Source organism: Chryseobacterium paridis (assembly GCF_016595215.1).
Classification (GTDB): domain Bacteria; phylum Bacteroidota; class Bacteroidia; order Flavobacteriales; family Weeksellaceae; genus Chryseobacterium; species Chryseobacterium paridis.
This window is the reverse complement of the sequence record NZ_JAENHK010000010.1, coordinates 1,159,497-1,180,085: the sequence shown is the minus strand read 5'-3', so window position 1 is coordinate 1,180,085 and position 20,589 is coordinate 1,159,497. Positions and strand designations below refer to the sequence as shown.

At 34.4% G+C, this 20,589-nt stretch carries 16 protein-coding genes; 13 read left to right on the top strand and 3 right to left on the bottom strand.

Annotation, left to right across the window (positions count from 1 at the left end):
* The first annotated feature begins 4 nt into the window (after window positions 1-4).
* The 9 genes from zwf (at window position 5) to JHL15_RS14780 (ending at window position 11,955) form a co-directional block, all read left to right on the top strand.
* Window positions 5-1,486, top strand: a complete 1,482-nt coding sequence (gene zwf, locus JHL15_RS14820; protein ID WP_200246959.1) for a glucose-6-phosphate dehydrogenase — start codon at window positions 5-7, stop codon at window positions 1,484-1,486.
* 20 nt (window positions 1,487-1,506) lie between these two features.
* Window positions 1,507-2,217: a 6-phosphogluconolactonase gene (pgl, locus tag JHL15_RS14815; protein ID WP_200246957.1), complete on the top strand. Its 711-nt coding sequence runs from the start codon at window positions 1,507-1,509 to the stop codon at window positions 2,215-2,217.
* Window positions 2,218-2,457: 240 nt separating this feature from the next.
* Window positions 2,458-4,044 (top strand): argininosuccinate lyase, encoded by a 1,587-nt coding sequence (gene argH, locus JHL15_RS14810; protein WP_200246955.1) that lies wholly within the window; start codon window positions 2,458-2,460, stop codon window positions 4,042-4,044.
* A 507-nt stretch (window positions 4,045-4,551) separates the two neighbouring features.
* Window positions 4,552-7,866: a type VI secretion system Vgr family protein gene (locus JHL15_RS21365; protein WP_200246954.1), complete on the top strand. Its 3,315-nt coding sequence runs from the start codon at window positions 4,552-4,554 to the stop codon at window positions 7,864-7,866.
* An 11-nt stretch (window positions 7,867-7,877) separates the two neighbouring features.
* Complete coding sequence (locus JHL15_RS14800) at window positions 7,878-8,522, top strand: hypothetical protein (RefSeq protein WP_200246953.1); 645 nt, start codon at window positions 7,878-7,880, stop codon at window positions 8,520-8,522.
* A 21-nt stretch (window positions 8,523-8,543) separates the two neighbouring features.
* Window positions 8,544-8,897: a DUF4280 domain-containing protein gene (locus tag JHL15_RS14795; protein ID WP_200246952.1), complete on the top strand. Its 354-nt coding sequence runs from the start codon at window positions 8,544-8,546 to the stop codon at window positions 8,895-8,897.
* A 237-nt stretch (window positions 8,898-9,134) separates the two neighbouring features.
* The gene (locus tag JHL15_RS14790) at window positions 9,135-10,442 is read left to right on the top strand and encodes a M20 metallopeptidase family protein (protein WP_200246950.1); all 1,308 of its coding nucleotides are present in this window, start codon (window positions 9,135-9,137) and stop codon (window positions 10,440-10,442) included.
* Window positions 10,443-10,515: 73 nt separating this feature from the next.
* Complete coding sequence (locus JHL15_RS14785; RefSeq protein ID WP_200246948.1) at window positions 10,516-11,397, top strand: helix-turn-helix domain-containing protein; 882 nt, start codon at window positions 10,516-10,518, stop codon at window positions 11,395-11,397.
* Window positions 11,398-11,457: 60 nt separating this feature from the next.
* Entirely contained in the window at window positions 11,458-11,955 is a 498-nt protein-coding gene (locus tag JHL15_RS14780; RefSeq protein ID WP_200246946.1) for a DinB family protein, read from the top strand.
* Between the two features lie 179 nt (window positions 11,956-12,134).
* Here the strand turns inward: JHL15_RS14780 and JHL15_RS14775 are convergent, their stop codons facing one another.
* Complete coding sequence (locus JHL15_RS14775) at window positions 12,135-13,235, bottom strand: DNRLRE domain-containing protein (protein WP_200246944.1); 1,101 nt, start codon at window positions 13,233-13,235, stop codon at window positions 12,135-12,137.
* A gap of 350 nt (window positions 13,236-13,585) precedes the next feature.
* On the opposite strand from JHL15_RS14775, the gene JHL15_RS14770 reads away from it, so the two are divergent.
* Window positions 13,586-14,707, top strand: a complete 1,122-nt coding sequence (locus JHL15_RS14770; protein ID WP_200246942.1) for a lactonase family protein — start codon at window positions 13,586-13,588, stop codon at window positions 14,705-14,707.
* Between the two features lie 60 nt (window positions 14,708-14,767).
* Here the strand turns inward: JHL15_RS14770 and JHL15_RS14765 are convergent, their stop codons facing one another.
* Both JHL15_RS14765 and JHL15_RS14760 read right to left on the bottom strand, forming a co-directional pair.
* Complete coding sequence (locus tag JHL15_RS14765) at window positions 14,768-15,658, bottom strand: T9SS-dependent choice-of-anchor J family protein (RefSeq protein ID WP_200246940.1); 891 nt, start codon at window positions 15,656-15,658, stop codon at window positions 14,768-14,770.
* Between the two features lie 573 nt (window positions 15,659-16,231).
* Window positions 16,232-16,882, bottom strand: coding sequence for an HD domain-containing protein (locus tag JHL15_RS14760; RefSeq protein ID WP_200246938.1), 651 nt, complete (start codon window positions 16,880-16,882; stop codon window positions 16,232-16,234).
* A gap of 392 nt (window positions 16,883-17,274) precedes the next feature.
* Here JHL15_RS14760 and JHL15_RS14755 point away from each other — a divergent pair, with 392 nt between their 5' ends.
* From JHL15_RS14755 to JHL15_RS14745, 3 genes are all read left to right on the top strand, one after another.
* The gene (locus tag JHL15_RS14755) at window positions 17,275-18,690 is read left to right on the top strand and encodes an aldehyde dehydrogenase family protein (protein WP_200246936.1); all 1,416 of its coding nucleotides are present in this window, start codon (window positions 17,275-17,277) and stop codon (window positions 18,688-18,690) included.
* Between the two features lie 61 nt (window positions 18,691-18,751).
* The gene (locus JHL15_RS14750) at window positions 18,752-19,564 is read left to right on the top strand and encodes a helix-turn-helix domain-containing protein (RefSeq protein ID WP_200246934.1); all 813 of its coding nucleotides are present in this window, start codon (window positions 18,752-18,754) and stop codon (window positions 19,562-19,564) included.
* A 564-nt stretch (window positions 19,565-20,128) separates the two neighbouring features.
* On the top strand, window positions 20,129-20,485 hold the full coding sequence (locus tag JHL15_RS14745; RefSeq protein ID WP_317193066.1) for a GNAT family N-acetyltransferase: 357 nt from the start codon (window positions 20,129-20,131) through the stop codon (window positions 20,483-20,485).
* Window positions 20,486-20,589: the final 104 nt, after the last annotated feature.

The following is a 20,589-nucleotide window of genomic DNA, read 5'->3' as shown; positions in this document are numbered from 1 at the left end:
AAAAATGAATGAAAATAAAATCTTGCAGCCAACTACAATAGTTATTTTTGGTGCTACAGGAGATCTGGCAAAAAGAAAACTTTTTCCGGCTTTTTATAATTTATATATTGATGGCAGAATGCCTAAAGGATTTAACATTGTTGCGCTGGGGAGAGCAGACAATACAGATGAACACTTTAGGGGCTATATCAAAGAAAACCTGGAGCATTTTTCCAGAAAGAAAGTAAGTTCCGAAGATTGGGCAGGTTTTCAGGCTCATATCACCTATTTTCAACATCAACTGGATGAAGAAAGTTCTTATGAGGCTTTGCAAAAGAAGCTGCAGAGTTTTGATGCCGTGTATGGAGTAAGAGCCAACAGGTTATTTTATTTATCTATTGGTCCTGACTTTATTACAACCATTTCTAATCATATCAAAAATACATCATTAGCAGCTGATGCTAAAAAGGACCGTATTATTATTGAGAAACCTTTTGGCCATAATAAACAATCCGCGATTGAGCTGAACAGCCTTCTGGCACAAACGTTTGAAGAAGAACAGATCTATCGTATAGATCATTATTTAGGAAAGGAAACGGTACAGAATATATTAGCGTTTAGATTTGGAAATTCTATTTTTGAGCCTTTATGGGATCATAAATATATAGAATCGGTGCAGATTACAGTAGCTGAAGAAGTGGGTGTTGAAACAAGAGGAGCTTTTTATGAACAGACAGGAGCTCTGAAGGATATGGTTCAGAATCACTTGCTACAAATTCTATGTATGGTCGCTATGGAACCACCTGCTTCGTTAGAGTCTGGTGAGATAAGAGATCGTAAAGTAGATGTTTTAAAGTCTATCCGTAGAATCCCATCCGATCAGGTTGATCATTATGCCGTAAGAGGGCAATATGGAAAGGGGACCGTAAATGGAGTACAGGTAAAAGGTTATCGTCAAGAAGACGGGATTGCTCCGGATTCTAATACAGAAACCTTTGCAGCAGTAAAATTCTACCTGGATAATGAGAGATGGCAAGGTGTTCCTTTCTATGTTCGTACCGGAAAAAAAATGAAAGAAAAGCATTCTTATATTACCATTCAATTTAAACCTCTTCCTCATTCTACTTTTTCAGACAGCCCACATCTTTTATCTGCCAATAGATTGGTTATTAATATTCAGCCGATGATGGATATCAGGTTGCAGTTTATGACTAAAAAACCGGGGCTTTCATTGGTGTTACAACCTGTTGAAATGATCTTTGATTATTTTGCCTGTCAGGAAGATACTCCTGAAGCCTACGAAACTTTATTGTTGGATGCTCTATTGGGTGATCTGACTTTATTTATGCGTTCTGATCAGGTAGAAGAAGCCTGGGATGTGGTAACAACCATACAGGAAGCCTGGGAAAATAATAAGGATTCTTCCTTTCCAAACTATAAAGCAGGAAGCTGGGGACCTGAAGACAGCAATGCTTTGGTTGAAAGACAGGGACATAGCTGGGTATAACAATTTTAATAAACAAAAAAATGAATATTACCATATTTGAAGATTTAGATCAACTGTATAAAAAAGCTGCTGATACTTTTGTGGATCTTTCAAAACAATCGATCAAAAAGAATGACCGTTTTGTCGTAGCGCTAAGTGGAGGTTCATCTCCTAAGGCTATTTTTAATTTGCTGGCAACAGAAGCGTATGCAGATAAAATTGAATGGAGCAAGCTTTACTTTTTTTGGGTGGATGAGCGCTGGGTTCCTTTACATGATGATAAAAGCAATGCGCGTATGACATTCGAGGCACTCCTGGATAAAGTTCCAGTGAATAAAGATCATATTTTCCCTATGTATAAGGATGGAATTTCTCCAGAAGATTATGCTAAAGAATATGAGCAGCAAATCAGAAGTGTGCTTGGCAATGAGGGTGTTTTTGATTTTATACTCTTAGGAATGGGAGATGATGGCCACACCGCGTCTTTATTTCCAGGTGAAAAGGTTTTAGATGAAAATGAAAAATGGGTTTCGGCCTATTATCTGAAACCTCAGGAAATGTTCAGGATCACTTTGACAGCTCCATTGATTAACAAGGCTGAAAATATACTGGTGGTGGCATTTGGCGAATCCAAGAAACATGCATTAAATGAGGTGTTAAATGGGGAATACAATCCGAAATTATATCCACTACAACTTATTGAAAAGAAAGAAGGCTTTCAGTTTTTTACAGATAAAAAAGCGACAAGCTAGATTTTGATTAAGTAAACTTAAATCAGTTAAAAAAGAATAATGACCTTCAAATTATATTTGAAGGTCATTTTGTTTCATGAAATTATCAATATAACAATTAACTTTTATTTTATTGCAACAAAGTTGCTTTTAATAAATTATTGTTCTTATTTTGTAATAAAGGTTTTGGTCGCTTAATATAACCACATCTTTTCCTGAAAAGGCTCAAAACAAGATACTAACGAAATTTGTAAATATCCTATGAATAATACCTATCTGAAAATAATAACAATCGGAGCTGTTTTTTTATGGTCAGAAAATTTAAATGCTCAATTGATCAAGAAGCCTGAACAGAATATGAATCAAAATAAGTCATTACAAGATGCTAGCCGTATTGGAAGAACTTCCGGTGCGAAAGCCCCCGAATTTCAGGAGTTATATGACTATGAAGCAAAAAATGAAACTTTAGCGGATGCTATGTTCCCTTATCAGAGCTATCTTCATAAAGCTTACGTAATCATGTTGGAAGAGCAAAATATTATTTCCAGAGAGGAGGCTAAGAAAATATTAATAGGGTTACAAAACGTAGATCGATTAGCTGAAAAAGATCCGGCATTGCGACTGTATATGCCCTATGAATCAGCTTTAATAAAAGAAATAGGAAATTTAGGAGGCAAAATGCATATTGGGAGAAGCAGAAATGATATGGATAATACGACCAACAGAATGTTTTTACGGGATCGGTTGTTAGATATCATTGGTTCAATAATACAATTCCGCAGTGAGATTTTAACCAAAGCTTCAGGCAATCTGGAAACTGTGATGGTCGCTTACACGCATCGTAAGGAGGCTCAGCCTATTACTTTTGCCCATTATCTTACAGCTATTGATGAAAGCCTTTCAAAATCATTGAATCGTTATATTGAACTATACGCAAGAATTGATGAATCTCCTTTAGGATCAGGTGCGACAGGAGGAACAAGCTGGCCTATAAACAGGACTCAGGTAGGAGAGTTATTGGGTTTTAAAGGACTTGTTTCTAATACCATAGAAGGAGTAGCTGGATGGGATCATATTACGGAGTTTGCTTCTGATAATGCGATCTACATGAGTTCTTTAAGTCGTTTTGCATCAGAAATACAGCTTTGGAGTACTGATGAATACCAGTCTGCAGAGCTTGATAATGCTTTTGCCGGAATCAGCAGCATGATGCCGCAGAAAAAAAATCCTGATGCTTTGGAACGTAGCCGAAAGGCTGCTGCAAATTCTGTAGGGCAATTGATGGCAATTCTTACTTCTTTAAATGCGATAGAATATCAGCATAGTGGTACAAGATCTCCACTAGAACCAAAATCATTAGATGCCGTTTTGGCTTCTACTCATGCAATGACCGGGTTGACTAAAACGCTTCAGGTTAATAAGGAGCAAATGTTGAAATATGCGAGAGAAAATTTTTCGACCATGACTGATCTTGCGGATCTTCTTGTCAGAAAAAGTAATATGGATTTCCGGGACGCGCATGAAATTGTAGCTGATGTTGTTAATCAGGCTATTGCAGGAAAGAAAACGGCGGACCAAATTACAGTAGATATGATCAAAAATGTGGCATCCAAAAGAAATCAGAAACTGAATATTACGGATAGCGAACTTCAGGAAGCTTTGGATCCCGTAAAAAGTGTAGTCCGTAAGGTAGGACCCGGAATGCCTGCCCCATCAGCGGTTCAGGATATGATCAATAAAGGATTAAAAGATAACAGTAGAAAAAAAGAATGGCTTGAAGGTAAACAGTCAGATTTAGAAAAGAGTAGCAAGGCTCTTCAAAAACTGATTTCTGAATATAGCAATTAAAGCAAATGAAAACAGTTAACAGTAAGTTATTGATATCCCAGTAATCAAAAAGCTCCTTTGAAAGGAGCTTTTGCTTTTAGATTATCAACGCTGTAGAAAAGCTTTCAAAAGTATTGTATATCTCTTTTGCCAATAATTCGGATATTTATTAATCAAAAATTCATTAATGGTTAACTAAAAAGAATATTTCCAGTGGATTTCCCTAAATAAAATAGGGTAAAACCGGGTACCACATGATTATTAATTTTATACTTTTATCAACAAGAAATTGATGTAAAATTTGATCGTCATGAGACATAGAATACTTGTAGTTACTTCACACCAACGAATTCCCTGAATTATTTAGATACGGAAAATGTTGGTGCATTTAACAGCAATGATGGAGCAAATGCATTTTTTAGGAGATCGTAGTTTTACTACAATTATTCAGTTTTACTTTAAAAAAAATATGTGTGACTGGATTTTGTCTAACTTTATTAATTATACACCAAAAAACTCGCAAAAAATATGAACAATCAGGCTTCCAATTCTGAAAAGATTTTGGAAAACCATATCTCGGGTATTAACCGTGTGGTAAAACTGGACATTGTAATTGAAGGTAAAGCAATTGACCATTTTAAGCACTTTAGTTTGCAACAGAGTGCAAGAAGACATCATGATTTTGAATTGATATTAGCTCATGATTCGTTAGGAGAGATAGAGAATCATAATCTGGAAGAGGCACAAAAATTTTTAGGAAAGCGAATTACAGTTGTTTTTAAATACAAAGATGCCGAAAACGAAAGTCCTGAAAGAACATTTGTAGGATTGATTACTAATGTGGCATTCAGTCAGGAAAAAATGAGTTTAGGAAACATAGTCCTGAAGGGAAAAAGTCCGACTATTCTTATGGATTCAGCTCCGCATACCCAAAGCTTTGGAGGAAATCAACCGGTTAATACTTCTATCATTGGAGAAAGAATTATTAAAGAAACATTAGGGACTGGAAAATTTGATTATAGAATTGATGCTCAAAACAAAAGCTATATCAATTATAGTTCTCAATACAATGAAACCCATTATAATTATTTGACACGGATTGCAGAAGCTTATGGAGAGCAATTTTATTATGACGGAGAAATCCTTCATTTTGGAAAGTTACCATCCTCTGAACGATCAATTGAATTGGTATATGGGAGTAATGTAAATGATGTACAAATAGAGCTTAAAGCAATCCATACAAAACCTGAATTTTTTGGATATAACAGCAGTAATCATGCAAAAATGATAGGCTCTGATAAGGTGATTAAACATTTGGGAGATTTACCTTCAAAAGCCTATGAACTTAATGAGGATATTTTTACAGTTCGTTCACTAACTCCGACTCCTGTAAATGCGAATATGTTTATGGATGTGGAGGATTCGCAGAACAGTGCAAGAGGAAGCAAAGCCGTAGAGGTCTTTGCAGTTTCAGGAAATACAACTGTTCCTTTTCTTTATATTGGCTGTGTTGCAGATATTAATATGAGAAAACCGGATTCCAATGAAACCTCCTATTTTACCAAGCTGATGATTACAGAGGTGAGCCATAATGTAGATGCAAGAGGATATTATACAGGTAGTTTCGAAGCTATTGCTGAAGGTACAGGTTTTATGCCTAGGCCTGATTTTGTACAACCTAAAGCTGAACCACAAATTGCAACTGTTATTTCCAATATAGATCCTTTAAATCAAGGAAGAATACAGGTTAGATTTGATTGGCAGATTGATGATACTACTCATTTTATTCGGATGATGAGCCCTGATGCTGGAGGAACAGATGCAGTTGGTAAAAATAGAGGATTTGTGGCTATTCCGGAAATTGGGGACCAGGTTATGGTAGGCTTTGAGTATCATAATCCCGACTTTCCATTTGCTATGGGAGGAATGTTTCATGGTGGTATTGCCTTAGGTGGTGGATTAGAGAATCATTTGAAATCTATTCAGACCCGGAGTGGTATTAAGATATTGATGAATGACACTGAAAAAAGTGTAACGATCGAGGACCCAAGCGGAAATACTTATTTTATGGATGGACAGGGTAATATCAATGTTACAGCTCCGAATAAAATAATAATGAATGCTACAGATATTCAATTGAATGCTTACAATAATTTGGAGTTGAATGTTTCCAATAATGTAATCATTAATGCAATGTCTAAGTTTTTTGTTTTCACACCCTATATGAAGCAGGTTGTTACTGGTTTTATGGGATTGTTTAGTGGGAAAGCTTTGTTTAGCAGTAAAAATACCCTAAATATTGAAGCTTCAGAAGCGAAGTTACACGGAACGGAGAGGACGCTGGTGCATTCTGATAAACAAGCGATTATCAATAGTAAAGGAACTGCTGAAATGTATGGAGAAAGTGGCAATCAACTTGGGAATACAGCAAAAAAAGCAGTCGCTTCAGCTACCGAGACAATTGCAATTGCAATGGTTTACTTTCGTCCGCATTCTGCCTGGAACGGAGAGTTTGGTTTTGACTGGATAAGAGAGAAAGATAATGGCCTTACAACTGAACCCGCTTATGCAGATATTATTGAAGGCGGTTACAAAGATGGTGCTACTGATCTGACGGGTGGGCCAACTGGTACTGCATATCCCCAATTAAAAACGAAATATTCTATTATCCCTATTTCCAGAAAACCATTGCCTGCTGGAGCTCCGACTCCTGCTGTACCGCCATCTGTAGAGTATCTTGTACCTTATCTTACTATATTTTCTAAAGATTTTGTTAATAGTCTGCCTGCATCAATTGTTAACAAACCGAAATATGAAGCTAAGCTAAAAGTATTGGTGGAAATTGAAGAAGACGTTGACAAACTGGAATTTGATTTAAGCACCATAAATAAACCTACAGAAACATTCATTACCATTGATAAAACTAAACTTCAGGATAAAGCAAAAACTTCAGGATTGGTTAATTCTGCGAGTGCTACAATAAAAGTGACTTGCCTGAAAGATTTAAATAGTGATAAGGAAATTAAGATCTATGCTTATCCCAAAGGAAGTATGGCAAAAACACCTGCTGAGCAATTGGTGGAAAGAAAGTTAGTAGGGAAAATTAATGTTTTAAGAAATGATGCAACTGCCAGAAAAAATCAAAATTTCGTATTAGTTCCGGTCAGAACTAAGATAGATGCAGTAAGAGGTATTAAGACAGGAGCGTTTTCTCCAGGTGAGAAGAAAAGATTACAGGAAGGATTGTATCAATGTCTTATCACCAGTGAACTCAAAACAGGTCCGATCTTGGATTTAACGGGAGATGCGAAATTTCGGATTATTACTGATGCCCATGGTAATAAGACGTATGGAGATTTTATTTATCAAAATACTTCAGGTAATGTATATAATACAGATGGTAACATTTTTGAAGATAAAGCGGGGATTTTTGATTATGTGAAAAACAAATTTATTGCAACGAATCCAACATTTGCAGGATATTATACCATGTTTAGTTTTAATGAAAATACATATGATAGCTTCTATGATCCTACTTCCGGTTCAGCAGCTGCGGTTCCTGGCCAGGTACAGGATATTAAAATTAAAAACGTAATATTGTTTAATGGGATACAGGGAGCTGCAAGAGGAAATGATACTATTTCCCATGAAGGTTTACATGGATTAGGCTTACATCATACCCATAAAGATGGTACGCCAATAGCAGATGCAGACAGACAGTTTGTATATGCAAACGGAAATAATAATCCCACAAATTCTACAGATAATATTATGAGTTATGGACAGAAAGTGAAAAAATCTACCTGGAAGTGGCAGTGGGATATCGCTAAAGGCAATGTATAAAAAAAACGTATATGAGAAATATATTTTTAATAATAGCTTTAATGAGTGCATTAGGTTGTAATGGACAAAAGAATAACGTATTTAATTCAAAAGCAATGAAAACATTTAGTATAAAAAAATTTGAAGACAATAAAGGGAAACAAGGATTTCCAGATGAATATCGGTATCGATTATCGGATAATTCTGAAGCCAGAGAGCTAGATGTTACAAGTGATGCCACACAAAACATAAAAACATATCAAAGAGAGATTACAAAGGAGTTTAGCCCATTTCAATATATTTATACATATTACGATAATGGAATGTTGCAAGGTGAAATCACAAGATTTAATGATTCAGGAATTGAAATTAAAGATTATGATAAGAGTGGTAAAATAATCAAAGAAATCAATTTTGATAAAAGCTTTACACATTCATTCGGACAGATCCGTGATATTGTATTAAAGGAGAAAAAGATAGACATAAATGATACCAGGCAGGCAGTTGCTTTAAGGTATGACACACCGAATGCTTCGATTAAAAAATACTATCAGATCAATGTTCTTAACAGTAAATTGATAGATGGAGAGTGGCTTTCAAAACCTGAATATAGTTTTATTATTGATGATGCTACAGGAAAAGAATGGAAGCAAAAGGAAATAGCAACCCCGAAATGATGATTTCAAATTTTATTTGTAATGCCTCAAAAAATCACAGATACCGCCCAATTATCCTGTAACCAGGGAACTATTCCTAGTAATTTGACCGTTACGAGTCAGGATTTTTCTACTGCTGAAGGTAAAGTAATTGCAACTGAACAGGACAAGCAGGCGATGGTCAATATAAAACCTTTTGGACAATGTAAACTTAAACCAACGCCAGGCGGATTTTTACCTTGTATTCCTGCACCGATAGCTTGGGATAAAGTAGCAGAAAAAGATACAATTAACACATACAAAATTCTCACGGAAGATTCTTTTTGTATGTGCGGGACAGGTGGAAAGATAAGTATAGACAATAAAGGACATAACGAGAAGCATGAGATACAATGATTGGCTCTTTATTAATAATAAAAACTCTAAAACAACCAATAAATTATAACCCGGGAATTTGATTTTCTGGGTTTTATTTTTATATCAGATAAAAAAGTCCTCTTTGAATCTTCTAATATTGCGCGAATGACAAAGCATTTATAGAATAAAAAATAATCAAGATGTAATAAAATTAACAGTATAATTGTTCTTAATACATATCAGTAGATTATATACTTAAATTATATCAACCTTACCATGAAAGAACTTTTATTAAGCGTAATTTGTCTTATTACTTCTATTGCATCTGCACAAGAATTGAAAAATAAAGTAATGCCAGAGCCAAGTACTCCATTAAGATCAGCTCACCAATCTATTCAGTCCGAAACAGATCAGATCTTTAAAAAACTGTTAGGGATCAGGAGAGATCTTCATGAAAATCCCGAATTGGCTGGTCAGGAAGTACAAACTCAAAAGTTCATACAACAATACTTGACAGACTTGGGACTTGAAGTGAAAACAGATGTTTATGGTCATGCTGTGATCGGAATCTTAAAGGGAGATAAGACGGGAAAGAAAATAGTTTGGAGATCTGATATGGATGCACTTCCCAACGATTACCCGGACCCTGTGGCTTTTAAATCAAAAATAAAAGGTATTCAGCATGGTTGTGGTCATGATGTTCATATGGCCATTGGATTAGGAATCGCTGAAGTTCTTGCCCAAAATCGAAAATCTCTGAAAGGAACGGTTTATTTTATTTTTCAACCAGAAGAAGAAACCTTTAAAGGAGCTAAGGGGATAGTAGATAGTGAGTTGTTTTCTAAAATAGGTCCTGATGAGGTATACGGCCTGCATGTAACTGCTTTACCAGTCGGACAAATAATGGTTAAACCTAATGAGGTCTTTGCTTATCAGAAAAAAATAAGGATAGAATTAAAAAATGAATTGTCAACGGAAGAAGTAAAAGGATTGACAAAAAAGATCTACAATTCTTTATCGCGTGCAACTAATAATAGCAAACCGTGGGAGATTCAGCAGATAGTTGATCCTACCATAGGATTAACAAGCCCCAATACCATTTTCAAAGATTACCTTATCATAGATGATAAATTCAATACGTATTCTAAAAACGATCATCTGTTTCTTGATGCATATTTGTATGAAACCAATGCATCTAATCTGGATGGGATAATTCCTAAAGTTAAAAAGATCATTGAAGATGGGGGATATAAGAATCAGCTTGTTTCTGTTTTCTTTACTCAAGGAAATCCAACGGTTATGAATGATGAAAAATTGACGAATATTGCCATTAAGACGATTCAAAAGATTTATGGGAAGGATGCAGTTGCACCAGATTATGGACAGGTTCCTTTTTTTAATGATGATTTTGCTTATTTTCAGCAAAAAGTACCTGGTGTATACTTTCTGCTTGGGGGTTCTAATTTTGAAAAAGGAATAATTGCAATGAATCATTCGCCTAATTTTCAGGTTGATGAAGAAAGTATCAGAACGGGAGTGAAATGCTTTTCGTCATTAATTATAGAGCGTCTCAGTAAAAACTAAAATTCCCTGAGAATAAATTCTGTTTCTTACATTTGTATATAACTGAATCCTCATCTAAGATATCAGATGAATTATGGAAGCGATCAAACAACATGTGAACAAAGAACCAGAAAAAGATGCTCTTAGGACGTATAGCTACATTTCGAATGAACAGGCTCAAAGAAATAAAATACTTCTTCAGGAAAATTTTATTAATTTTTTAGAAAAGGGTGAAAAAGTAGTGCATTATGCAAATAAAGCAACAACGATTACAGATGATCAATTTGCGATTCTTTCTTCGAATAATTGTTTAATGACAGAGAAACTTTCTGTTGATGACGAATACAGGAGTATTTTATTCTTTTTTAACGATGATGCATTAGCCAATTTTTTTATTAAATATTATAATATCATTAAACATATCTTCATATCTGCTGAAAAAGTTGAAGAACCTTTCCTTGTATTTGAAAAGGATGAATTCATTAATAATTACATTGAATCACTTAAATTAATTCAACAAAAATCATCTTCTATTTCAGCAAAAATGCTGCAACTAAAATTTGAAGAATTAATGCTATATCTCCTTGAAAAATATCCCAGAACTATCTTATCATTCCAGACAAGAAAACTCGAAGAATATTCAGATATTGAAATTAAGAAAGCAGTTGAAAAAAATCTCACTAACAATCTTACATTAGATGAATTGGCCTTTCTGTGTCATACAAGCGTTTCTACTTTTAAAAGAAAGTTTCTAAGACTTTACAATATGGTGCCAAGTAAATATTTCTTACAAAAGAAAATGGAAATAGCAACATCCTTATTATTACAAAACAAAAATCCGAGTGAAGTATTTTACGAAGTAGGTTATGAAAATCATTCAAGTTTTTCTCAATCATTTAAGCGGATATATGGAATAAGCCCAAGACAATTTCAACAACAAAAAATGAACGTTTACAAACAGCTTTTGAACGATTAACTACAGCTTTATAGCCTTCCCTAAACTTATTTTTGTATTGAACTTAAAATGAAAAGTAAAATGACAAAAAAGTTTTTTTTAGAATTGGTTAATTACAACAATTGGGCAGATAATCTTACGATGGAGTGGCTTGATCAATTGAATGATAAGCAATGGGAGCGCCCTGTTGCCAGTAGTTTTCCCAGTATTAAACAAACTGTTGTCCATATGGTTAGTGCCAAAAAAATTTGGATTGACTTTTGGACAAATGCCCCTGATCCGATTTATTTATCCGCTGAATTTAAGGGGACGAAAAATGAACTGATAGAAATCTGGAAAAAAGCATCCGTTGACATAAAAAGCTTTATAGAAAGCTATCCGGAAGATGATTATAAACGATCAATCAACATTAAATATCAAAGAGGCGGAGAAGCGCAAATGTCGTTTTGGCAAACACTACCTCATTATGTTAACCACGCTACATATCACAGGGGACAACTAGTAACATTGCTACGTCAAGCGAATTTTACTGGATTTTCCAATACAGATTTGGCAACTTATTTTATACATCAAAAATAATAAAGAGTAAGACGTTGGTAATAAATCGCTAAAAATTGATAATTCCCTAGTATATGATTTCAATCATAAATAAAGTGAAGATCTCTTTATACATTTGAATCAACAATTTATCTAATAATAATTTTCATCATTTACTATCGTAGACTTCCCCTTAATGGGGAAGTTTTTATTTAATGAGGTTAACGTTTAATTGCTTTTTCATTTATATTGATCCCAGAACCTTTGACTTCGATAAAATAGATGCCGGAAACTAATTTTTCAGCGGAGAGATAAAGAGTGTTAACTCCACTATTCAGATGATGTATATCTGTATTTATTTTTTTGCTTGAAGAGTCATAAACATTTACTGTAACTGTTGTTTCTTTTGGTGAAGGGATGTTAATATTCCAGCCCGAAACTGTAGGATTAGGAACAATGCTAACCTTAGTGTCCCCAGACTTTACCTCTTGTCTGCTTGAATTCATACCTTTAGTAGGATCATCCTGAGCCGGCATTTGCATTATAGGCTGATCTTCTGTTGGTGCTGATTTTCTCAATATTAAATTATAAGTAACTACCAATTCAGGCCACAAATTAGAGTTTGCATTATCACTGGATGCATAGATTTGTGATCTATAATAGATCTCATCTTGTAATGAAAGTCTAAAACCATTATTAGCATAAGGATCATAAGTCAATTCATTAACTATTTGCTGTGTAATATTGGTCACATCTACCTCTTGTATAAATCCATATCTTGCATTTGTGCTTGGTATTACATAAAGAATGAGACTATTCAGATCTACTGGTGGCTGTGTATTCCAGGTTACTGTATTCTCATTCCAGTTATTTGGGCTTGTAGCGACATTATTTCCTGGAAGAACCCTTTGGATCCAGCCTGGGTTAGGGTTGGGAAGTGGTGTGCCAGGATAATAGTTGTTACCATATCCCTCCGTAGTTGGATTTGGTGTAAATAGCCTTAGCTTCGCTGAGACAATTTGAGTGATATAATTGGGAACCATTAAAGTATTTAGATCTTTGAATCGGATGAGGGATCTTTGTGCTCCCTGAGCGCAACCTGCATCCCTCCAGGTCCATGCAGTGACAGCCATTTCTTTATTGCTTCCCCAGTTCATTAAAGCTGGTGTTTGTGGTAGCCCAGTAGGTTTGCATTTGCCTTCCAGTTGCCAGATTGTTGCATCTTCGCCTACAGTAGGTCCGGGTTTAAAGGTGACTGAAGTCTGCGAGTAGGAGATGGTACTAATCATAAGAGTACTCATGGTTATGATTATTTTTTTCATAATTAAAATAGTTTTGGTTAATATTTTTTGAGTTTGCGGTTTAATATTTTATTATTTAAATGTAGGATTGTCTAGCCGGATGTTAAAGACAAAATTCACAGGTGTGTAGAATTATCAAGTAAGTGTAATCTTTTATACAAGTCTTGTAGAATAGAGAAGCTTATGATAGTTGCAATAATAGTTTAGGATAATAATCCAATGATTGGCTTCTGTCTTTATGTATGATATTGGTTTCTGAAATCACTGTGCGGTTCAATTTTATTAAACATTTTTACCCATTGAATGAAGACATTGTTTAAATTTGCCAACTCCCGGCATTATTGCACCACAACTCCCTTTTAATTAAAAAATTGAAAAATATCTTAGCGCTGATACTTGTAATTTTGAAAAGTGGGCAAGTATACTCACAGAGTACTTATGTATTCTTTGGTTCTTTTAATCGTGATAAAACTACAGAAGGATTGTACGTCTATCGAATGGATACAATTCGTGGAAAGCTTACCAAAATAAGCTCGGTTAAAGGTATCCTGAATCCATCATTTTTAACGCTATCTCCAGATGGTAAATATCTTTTTGCCTGTACGGAAAGTAAAACAAAAAATGCAGGAAGTGTCAGCAGTTTTGCATTCAATCCTGAAAATGGAAAACTGACTTTTATCAACAGTCAAAAGAGTGGTGGGGAAAATCCGGTTTATGTAAGCGTTCATAAAAGTGGAAAATGGTTGGTTAATGGAAATTATACGGAAGGAAGTATTTCTGTGTATCCTGTTTTAGAAAATGGACAAATACAACCAGAGGTTCAAAATTTTCAATTTACAGAAGGGAGCATTAATTCTGATAGACAAGACCGTTCTCATATTCATTCCACTGTTTTTTCACCCGATTTTAATTACTTGTTTGCTCCTGATCTGGGGGCCGATAAAATCAGGTCTTATCGATTTGAAAGTAATAAAACAGAACCTTTACAAACGACTGAACCTTCTTTTATACCTACCGTCGTAGGAACTGGCCCCAGGCATTTTACTTTTCATCCCAATGGCAAGTTTGCTTACTGTATCGAAGAACTAGGCGGGGCTCTGGATGCTTATTCATATGATAATGGAAAGCTGGAGAGTATACAAAGGATCAATACTCATTCAGATGAGGTTAAAGATAATTATGAAAGTTCTGATGTTCGTATTTCCCCTGATGGAAAGTTTCTGTATGCTTCAAATCGTGGTGGAGAAAATAACATTGCCATTTTTTCAATCCGTGGAGATGGGACATTAAAAATTGCAGGATACCAGCGGACTTTTGGTAAGCAGTTAAGAGTATTTGATATAGATGAAACTGGAAAATTTTTAATTGTAACCAATGCAGGAAGTGGAAATGTTTTTGTATTTAAACGTGATATAAAAACTGGATTGTTGAGAAAAGTAGGAAGGAAGATTAAAATAAATGGCGTTTCTAGTGTAAAGATTAGAAAATACTAAATATTTAAAACAAAAAAACACTCCATGAGAGTGTTTTCTAATAATAAAAAGGATTAATATTTATTTTTTAATGAACTTCTCTGTTGTTTTACCATTTTTAGTTTCAATATTGATGATATAATTTCCAGAACTTAAATGTCTGACATCAACTTTATCATTATTCAAAGTAGCTGTTACTTTTCTTCCTCCAATATCGAAAATTTCAATAGCATTTACTTTTTCTTTGGATTTAATAGTAAGGATATCCGATGTAGGATTTGGATATACAGAAATACCAGCTGAAGTTTTAGTCGCTTCAGAAGTACCTAAAGTACCCGTAGTGGTAACTTTAAAATCGTCAACAAACAAGGCAAACTGATCATCCGAGACACATTGTATAGCAATATAAACGCCTTGTCCTGCATAAGCATCTAAATTAAAAGTATGCTCATTATACTCTACAACAGCTGGAGTTACTATGACACTTGAATTAAGTTTAGTAAAACTTGTAGTATTGGTGTTTGTGGTAGAAACCCAAACATTAAACTTTTCTTCACCATAATCTTCATGTATAGATTTTACCCAAAAACTAAGATTGTTTCCGGTAGAACCTAAATTAATCTTAGGGCTAATCAGCCAGTCATTATTGACACGTGGAGCGGGAGCACTCGCATTAAAACATGCCATAGCCTTATTTCCTGTTCTTGCAGCTGTCTGAGTAGAGGTAGTTGTAGGCACTAGTCCTGCCTTATTAAATACAATATAAGCTTTTGGGATTCCTTGATTAGGAAAAGTAGAGCCGTTTAAAGTATACGAATTTTTACCATCAAGGTCAGTTAAAGTCCAGCTACCTACGGTACCAGTTGTATAAGCGAAATCTGCGTAGCTTTCAAAGCTATCTTCAAAAATGGTTGTCTGTGCACTTACAGAAGATAATGCCAACAGAACTCCCAGAAAAGAAAGTTTTTTCATAATTAGTTTTTATAGTTAATAATATATTAGATATCTATCAAATATAAATATATAATTCCTATTTTTGATATTTTTTTTATTATGTTAAGTTATTGATATACAGCATGTAATTTTTAATTTGTAGATTTATTTAATACACTTAATAGTGAAATAAAGTTTTAATTTTGCTGGATTAATGTAAATTAGATTGCAAAGTACCATGATAGTACCATGGATCTGCTTCTGATTTCTGATAATTGATAAAAAATTATTTAGTAATTATATAATTCATTTTTATGTGAATTATACTATAGTTTTAAATCCTTTATTTAAAGTATTTTTAATTAGATAATTTGTCACTAATTAAGGAATTTTTGTATTTTAGCAAAAACTTTTATAGTAGCATTTCTGAAATGTTGGTATTGACATTGACGGAATTTAACTTTTACAAGTTCTCAAATAGAATTATTAATCCATTATATATGGAAGAGGGTATTAACTAATAACATCTGTCAGTTTTTTGAAATGAAGAGGTTGTCCGTAATGGGCGGCCTCTTCTTTTTCGATATAATATCTCTGATTAATTGAAAATTTTTATTCTTCCCACGGAGACTGTAAAATGGCATCACAAAAATTAGGACTTTTGAAACCTGGGATCATGCATGTGCAAATATCAGCATTCATATTACCATAAGTAGTATGCGGTTTATGTTTGAATCCCTCAAAAAAAGTAGGAATAATTATTTTCTTAAAATCAGTACGTGGAAAATAAGCTGTGATTTCTTTGCGAATACTGTCTGATAAATGTTCATATCCTCTTCCTATGACATCCAGTGCTACTCCCGAATTCAGTAGTACTGCTTCAGCTTCTTTATATTCAACAATGCCTGGCGTAGTGTGTAAGGCAATTGCATCCCATACAAGTTGCAGTGTCTGGTCAGATAAACCGTGTCCTTTCAAAAAATTACGTGCAGCATCAGCTCCATCTACTTCGAAACGCTTATCAGGACTGCTATAATGTGGTGTAAGCCCAAGGTCATGAAAAACTGAACAGATGTATAAAAGTTCTTTATCATATATCAGCTTTCTTCGCTCACCATGTAATGAAGCAAAAATAAATGTCCTTAATGAATGATTGTAAAGAAAGTCGGAGCCATGTTCTATTAATAACTCGGTGGCCTGTTGTGCCAAATTGCTATCAGGAATTGAGATACCAGCGACAAGTTTTGGGATTTGTAGTGACATATTATTGATTTATTGATACAAATTTATGTTCTTTGATTTCATCTGTTCTTAAACAGGTTTAAGAAAATAGATATAATTCACCCTGTTATGACTGCGATCATAAAATTGACAGGAATCTATTGATATATTTGTTTAACAATCCTTTAATTATCATTACTTAGTGTTCAATTAAACTAAAGGGATAATTATTGCTTCCCTTCATTGGGAAGTTTTGCTTTAAACACTTTTTAATATTATATGCCCCGGGAGCCCTTTGTTATTAAAGGGTTTCCTTTTTGGTATGTACTTCTTATCCAGTTTTAAGAATGAGCTATTTTGCAAACTAAATTGAGCTTTTTTACAAAGCTTTTGATTCCTACATCGTCTAATTTTGTTCTTATAAATTTAAAGAAATGAAAACAGTAAATAAAATTTACATTAACGGCGAATTTGTAACGCCTCACGGAACAGAAACCTTTGATCTGATCAATCCTACCAATAATATAAAGATCGGTGAAGTACTGCTTGCAGATGAAACAGATACCCAAAATGCTATTGCAGCTGCAAAGGCAGCTTTTAAGACATTCTCTCAAAGCAGTATTTCAGAACGTATTACTTATTTGGAAAAATTAAAAAGTGCAGTTCAGAAAAGAGAACAGGATCTGATAGATGTGATGATTGAAGAATATGGTGGAACGTATCAGTTTGCTACCATGAGCAATAAAAATACAGGAGGATGGTTTGATAGCATAATAGAAACTCTTAAGAACTTTGAATTTGAAAAAAACATTAATTCTTCTATTGTAAGATTACAACCAGTAGGAGTAGTGGGAATTATTACACCATGGAATGCAAGCAACAGCTCAGTTTGCAGTAAAGTGGCCACAGCTATTTCAGCAGGATGCACAGTTGTGATCAAACCAAGTGAAATGAGCAGTTTACAGACTCAGGTTCTTATGGAAGCTTTTCATGATGCAGGATTACCTAAAGGAATTATCAATTTTGTGACAGGTTTAGGAAATGTAGTAGGAACAGAACTTACCAATAATAAGGATGTTGCCAAGATTTCTTTTACGGGTTCTACGGCAGTTGGTAAAATGATTACTAGAAATGGAGCCGAAACAATGAAGCGGGTTACATTGGAATTAGGAGGAAAATCTCCCAATATTATTCTTGATGATGCGGATCTGCAACAGGCAATACCAATGGCTGTATATGGGGCTTATATGAATAGTGGACAGGCGTGTATTGCACCGACAAGGCTTTTAGTTCCAATCAATAAGTTGGATGAAGTAAACGTTTTAGCTAAAGCAACTGCTGAAAAAGTAATCGTAGGTCTACCCGAAAATGAAGAAACCAATGTAGGACCTATGGTCAGTGTTAAGCAATTTGAAAGAGTTCAGAATTATATCAAAATAGGCGTACAAGAAGGGGCAACGTTATTAGTAGGAGGAGAAGGAAAACCGGAAGGTCTCGAAGACGGTAATTTCGTAAAGGCTACTATTTTCACCAATGTCCGAAATGATATGCGTATTGCCCAGGAAGAAATATTTGGTCCGGTATTATCTATTATTCCATATGAAACGGAAGAAGAAGCCATTGAAATTGCTAATGATAGTCCTTATGGCCTTGCTGCTTACGTAAGTTCAGCCGATACAGACAGGGCATTAAATGTTGCTTCAAAAATTGATGCCGGAAGAGTTTGTATCAATGGGTTCAGTCATGATCCTATGTTACCTTTTGGTGGTTTCAAGCAATCAGGAATAGGTCGCGAATTCGGCGTGTATGGATTAGGAGCATACCTGGAGCCCAAGGCGGTTTTGAAATAATAATATGTACATTTGATAAAGCATTATTGTAACAGATAATGCTTTATATTTTTTTATTGATATGACACAAACAGAAAGTTCAGATATTGTATATTCCTGCTATCATGAGTTAAGCAGAAAGGGAGAGAATTTTGTTCCCCAGCATACACTTTCATTTCAGCTGTCCGGAACCTTTGTCCTGGCAGATGGTAAAGAAAAATATAGAGCAGAAGAAGGTCATTTTAATCTTATACAAAAAAATCAGCTGGTGAAATTTGTAAAATATCCGCCAGAAAATGGAGTTTTTGAAAGCATGAATATCTATTTGAGAGAAGAGATATTGAAGAATACGGCTAAAGAATATGAGCTGCTTTCTGATTATTTTGTGCCAGTGAAGCCTCTTGTTCCCATCAAAATGAATGCCCTGCTCGAAAACTACATGATTTCTCTGCGGACTATGATTGAAAGTAATAGTCTCGGCAATAAACCGCTTGTTGATTTAAAAATTAAAGAGCTTTTATTGATCTTATTAGAGATACAACCTGATTTGAAAAATATTCTTTTTGACTTTTCAGAGCCTCATAAAATAGATCTTGAGGCTTTTATGAACCAGAATTACAGATACAATGTAAATCTTGATCGCTTTGCTTATCTTACAGGAAGAAGTCTTGCCACCTTTAAGCGTGACTTTGAAAAAGTGTTTCATACTTCTCCCCATAAATGGATATTACAAATGCGTTTGAATGAAGCTTACTTTCTTATTAAAGAGATGGGACGGTCGGTTTCTGATATCTATATTGATCTGGGTTTTGAAGATCTTTCCCATTTTTCATATACTTTTAAAAAACAGTTTGGGTACAGCCCGACAAAAATTGAACAGGAAGATAAAATTTAGAAGATTATCTTTAGTTGAATCATCAGAATTTCTTTCTATTTTCCTTCATTTATCAGTCAAATCGTTGTAGCATTGCTTTTTTTTATAAGAAAGTGTAAAAAATAATCTCTAAGATTTTATAGGATTTTACCTGATAATAGTGTGGTTTATTTTGCCCTGGATTTCTTGCTGTAAAGGATTTGTCGTTGGTTTTAGATCATAAAAAAGCCTTCCGGAGAAGGCCTAAAAAAAACACAAATGTGATTAAATCACAAGAAGTTCAAATATAATAAAAAATCCTCAACCTAGGTTGAGGATTAAAAACTAATAACCATGAAACTCAAACTTGAGTTACGTGTATAGTAAACGGAGTAATGACTACAATATTTTGTTAAAATTTTGGATAAAATAGAAAACCCCGTTTTGATGAGGGTTTGATCATGTTTATTGATGATAATTATTCAGAGGGTATTTATATTTTAAGGTACATGAACAATTTCAATTAGTTAGTATATTTAGCTTATAAAAATTAACATTATGGAAATAGTATACAGTACTGATAAAAAACCAACTGCAGAGTAGGTCATTGAACTTTATGATAATGCGGGTTTACCTCGCCCAACCCATGATAAGGAGAGAATTCAGAAGATGTTTGACAATTCAAATCTTATTGTAACAGCATGGCATAATGACTTATTGGTAGGAGTTTCCCGATCCATAATAGATTGGGTGTGGTGCTGTTATTTGTCAGATCTGGCGATTAGAGATGAATATAAAAAAGAAGGAATCGGCAGAAAGCTGATCAACCTGACGAAAGAAAAGGTAGGAGAACAGTCTATGATCCTGCTTTTGTCTGTGCCTACAGCGATGGAGTATTATCCAAAAGTGGGATTTGAAAAACAGGAAAATAGTTTTTTGATGCATAGAGCAGAATGGAAATAAAATAAATCTCCAGAATTTTTACAAATTCCAGCTATCTTCTTGAATGTTAGCTTCTAATATATCTTATTGTTATATTAGTGTCACTTTCAGTGGAGGGTTAGTCA

What these genes read in the sequence shown, in the direction of transcription:
- zwf (WP_200246959.1), top strand. Translation starts at nt 5, where the DNA reads ATGAATGAAAATAAAATCTTGCAGCCAACTACAATAGTTATTTTTGGT.
- pgl (WP_200246957.1), top strand. Translation starts at nt 1,507, where the DNA reads ATGAATATTACCATATTTGAAGATTTAGATCAACTGTATAAAAAAGCT.
- argH (WP_200246955.1), top strand. Translation starts at nt 2,458, where the DNA reads ATGAATAATACCTATCTGAAAATAATAACAATCGGAGCTGTTTTTTTA.
- JHL15_RS21365 (WP_200246954.1), top strand. Translation starts at nt 4,552, where the DNA reads ATGAACAATCAGGCTTCCAATTCTGAAAAGATTTTGGAAAACCATATC.
- JHL15_RS14800 (WP_200246953.1), top strand. Translation starts at nt 7,878, where the DNA reads ATGAGAAATATATTTTTAATAATAGCTTTAATGAGTGCATTAGGTTGT.
- JHL15_RS14795 (WP_200246952.1), top strand. Translation starts at nt 8,544, where the DNA reads ATGCCTCAAAAAATCACAGATACCGCCCAATTATCCTGTAACCAGGGA.
- JHL15_RS14790 (WP_200246950.1), top strand. Translation starts at nt 9,135, where the DNA reads ATGAAAGAACTTTTATTAAGCGTAATTTGTCTTATTACTTCTATTGCA.
- JHL15_RS14785 (WP_200246948.1), top strand. Translation starts at nt 10,516, where the DNA reads ATGGAAGCGATCAAACAACATGTGAACAAAGAACCAGAAAAAGATGCT.
- JHL15_RS14780 (WP_200246946.1), top strand. Translation starts at nt 11,458, where the DNA reads ATGACAAAAAAGTTTTTTTTAGAATTGGTTAATTACAACAATTGGGCA.
- JHL15_RS14775 (WP_200246944.1), bottom strand. Translation starts at nt 13,235, where the DNA reads ATGAAAAAAATAATCATAACCATGAGTACTCTTATGATTAGTACCATC.
- JHL15_RS14765 (WP_200246940.1), bottom strand. Translation starts at nt 15,658, where the DNA reads ATGAAAAAACTTTCTTTTCTGGGAGTTCTGTTGGCATTATCTTCTGTA.
- JHL15_RS14760 (WP_200246938.1), bottom strand. Translation starts at nt 16,882, where the DNA reads ATGTCACTACAAATCCCAAAACTTGTCGCTGGTATCTCAATTCCTGAT.
- JHL15_RS14755 (WP_200246936.1), top strand. Translation starts at nt 17,275, where the DNA reads ATGAAAACAGTAAATAAAATTTACATTAACGGCGAATTTGTAACGCCT.
- JHL15_RS14750 (WP_200246934.1), top strand. Translation starts at nt 18,752, where the DNA reads ATGACACAAACAGAAAGTTCAGATATTGTATATTCCTGCTATCATGAG.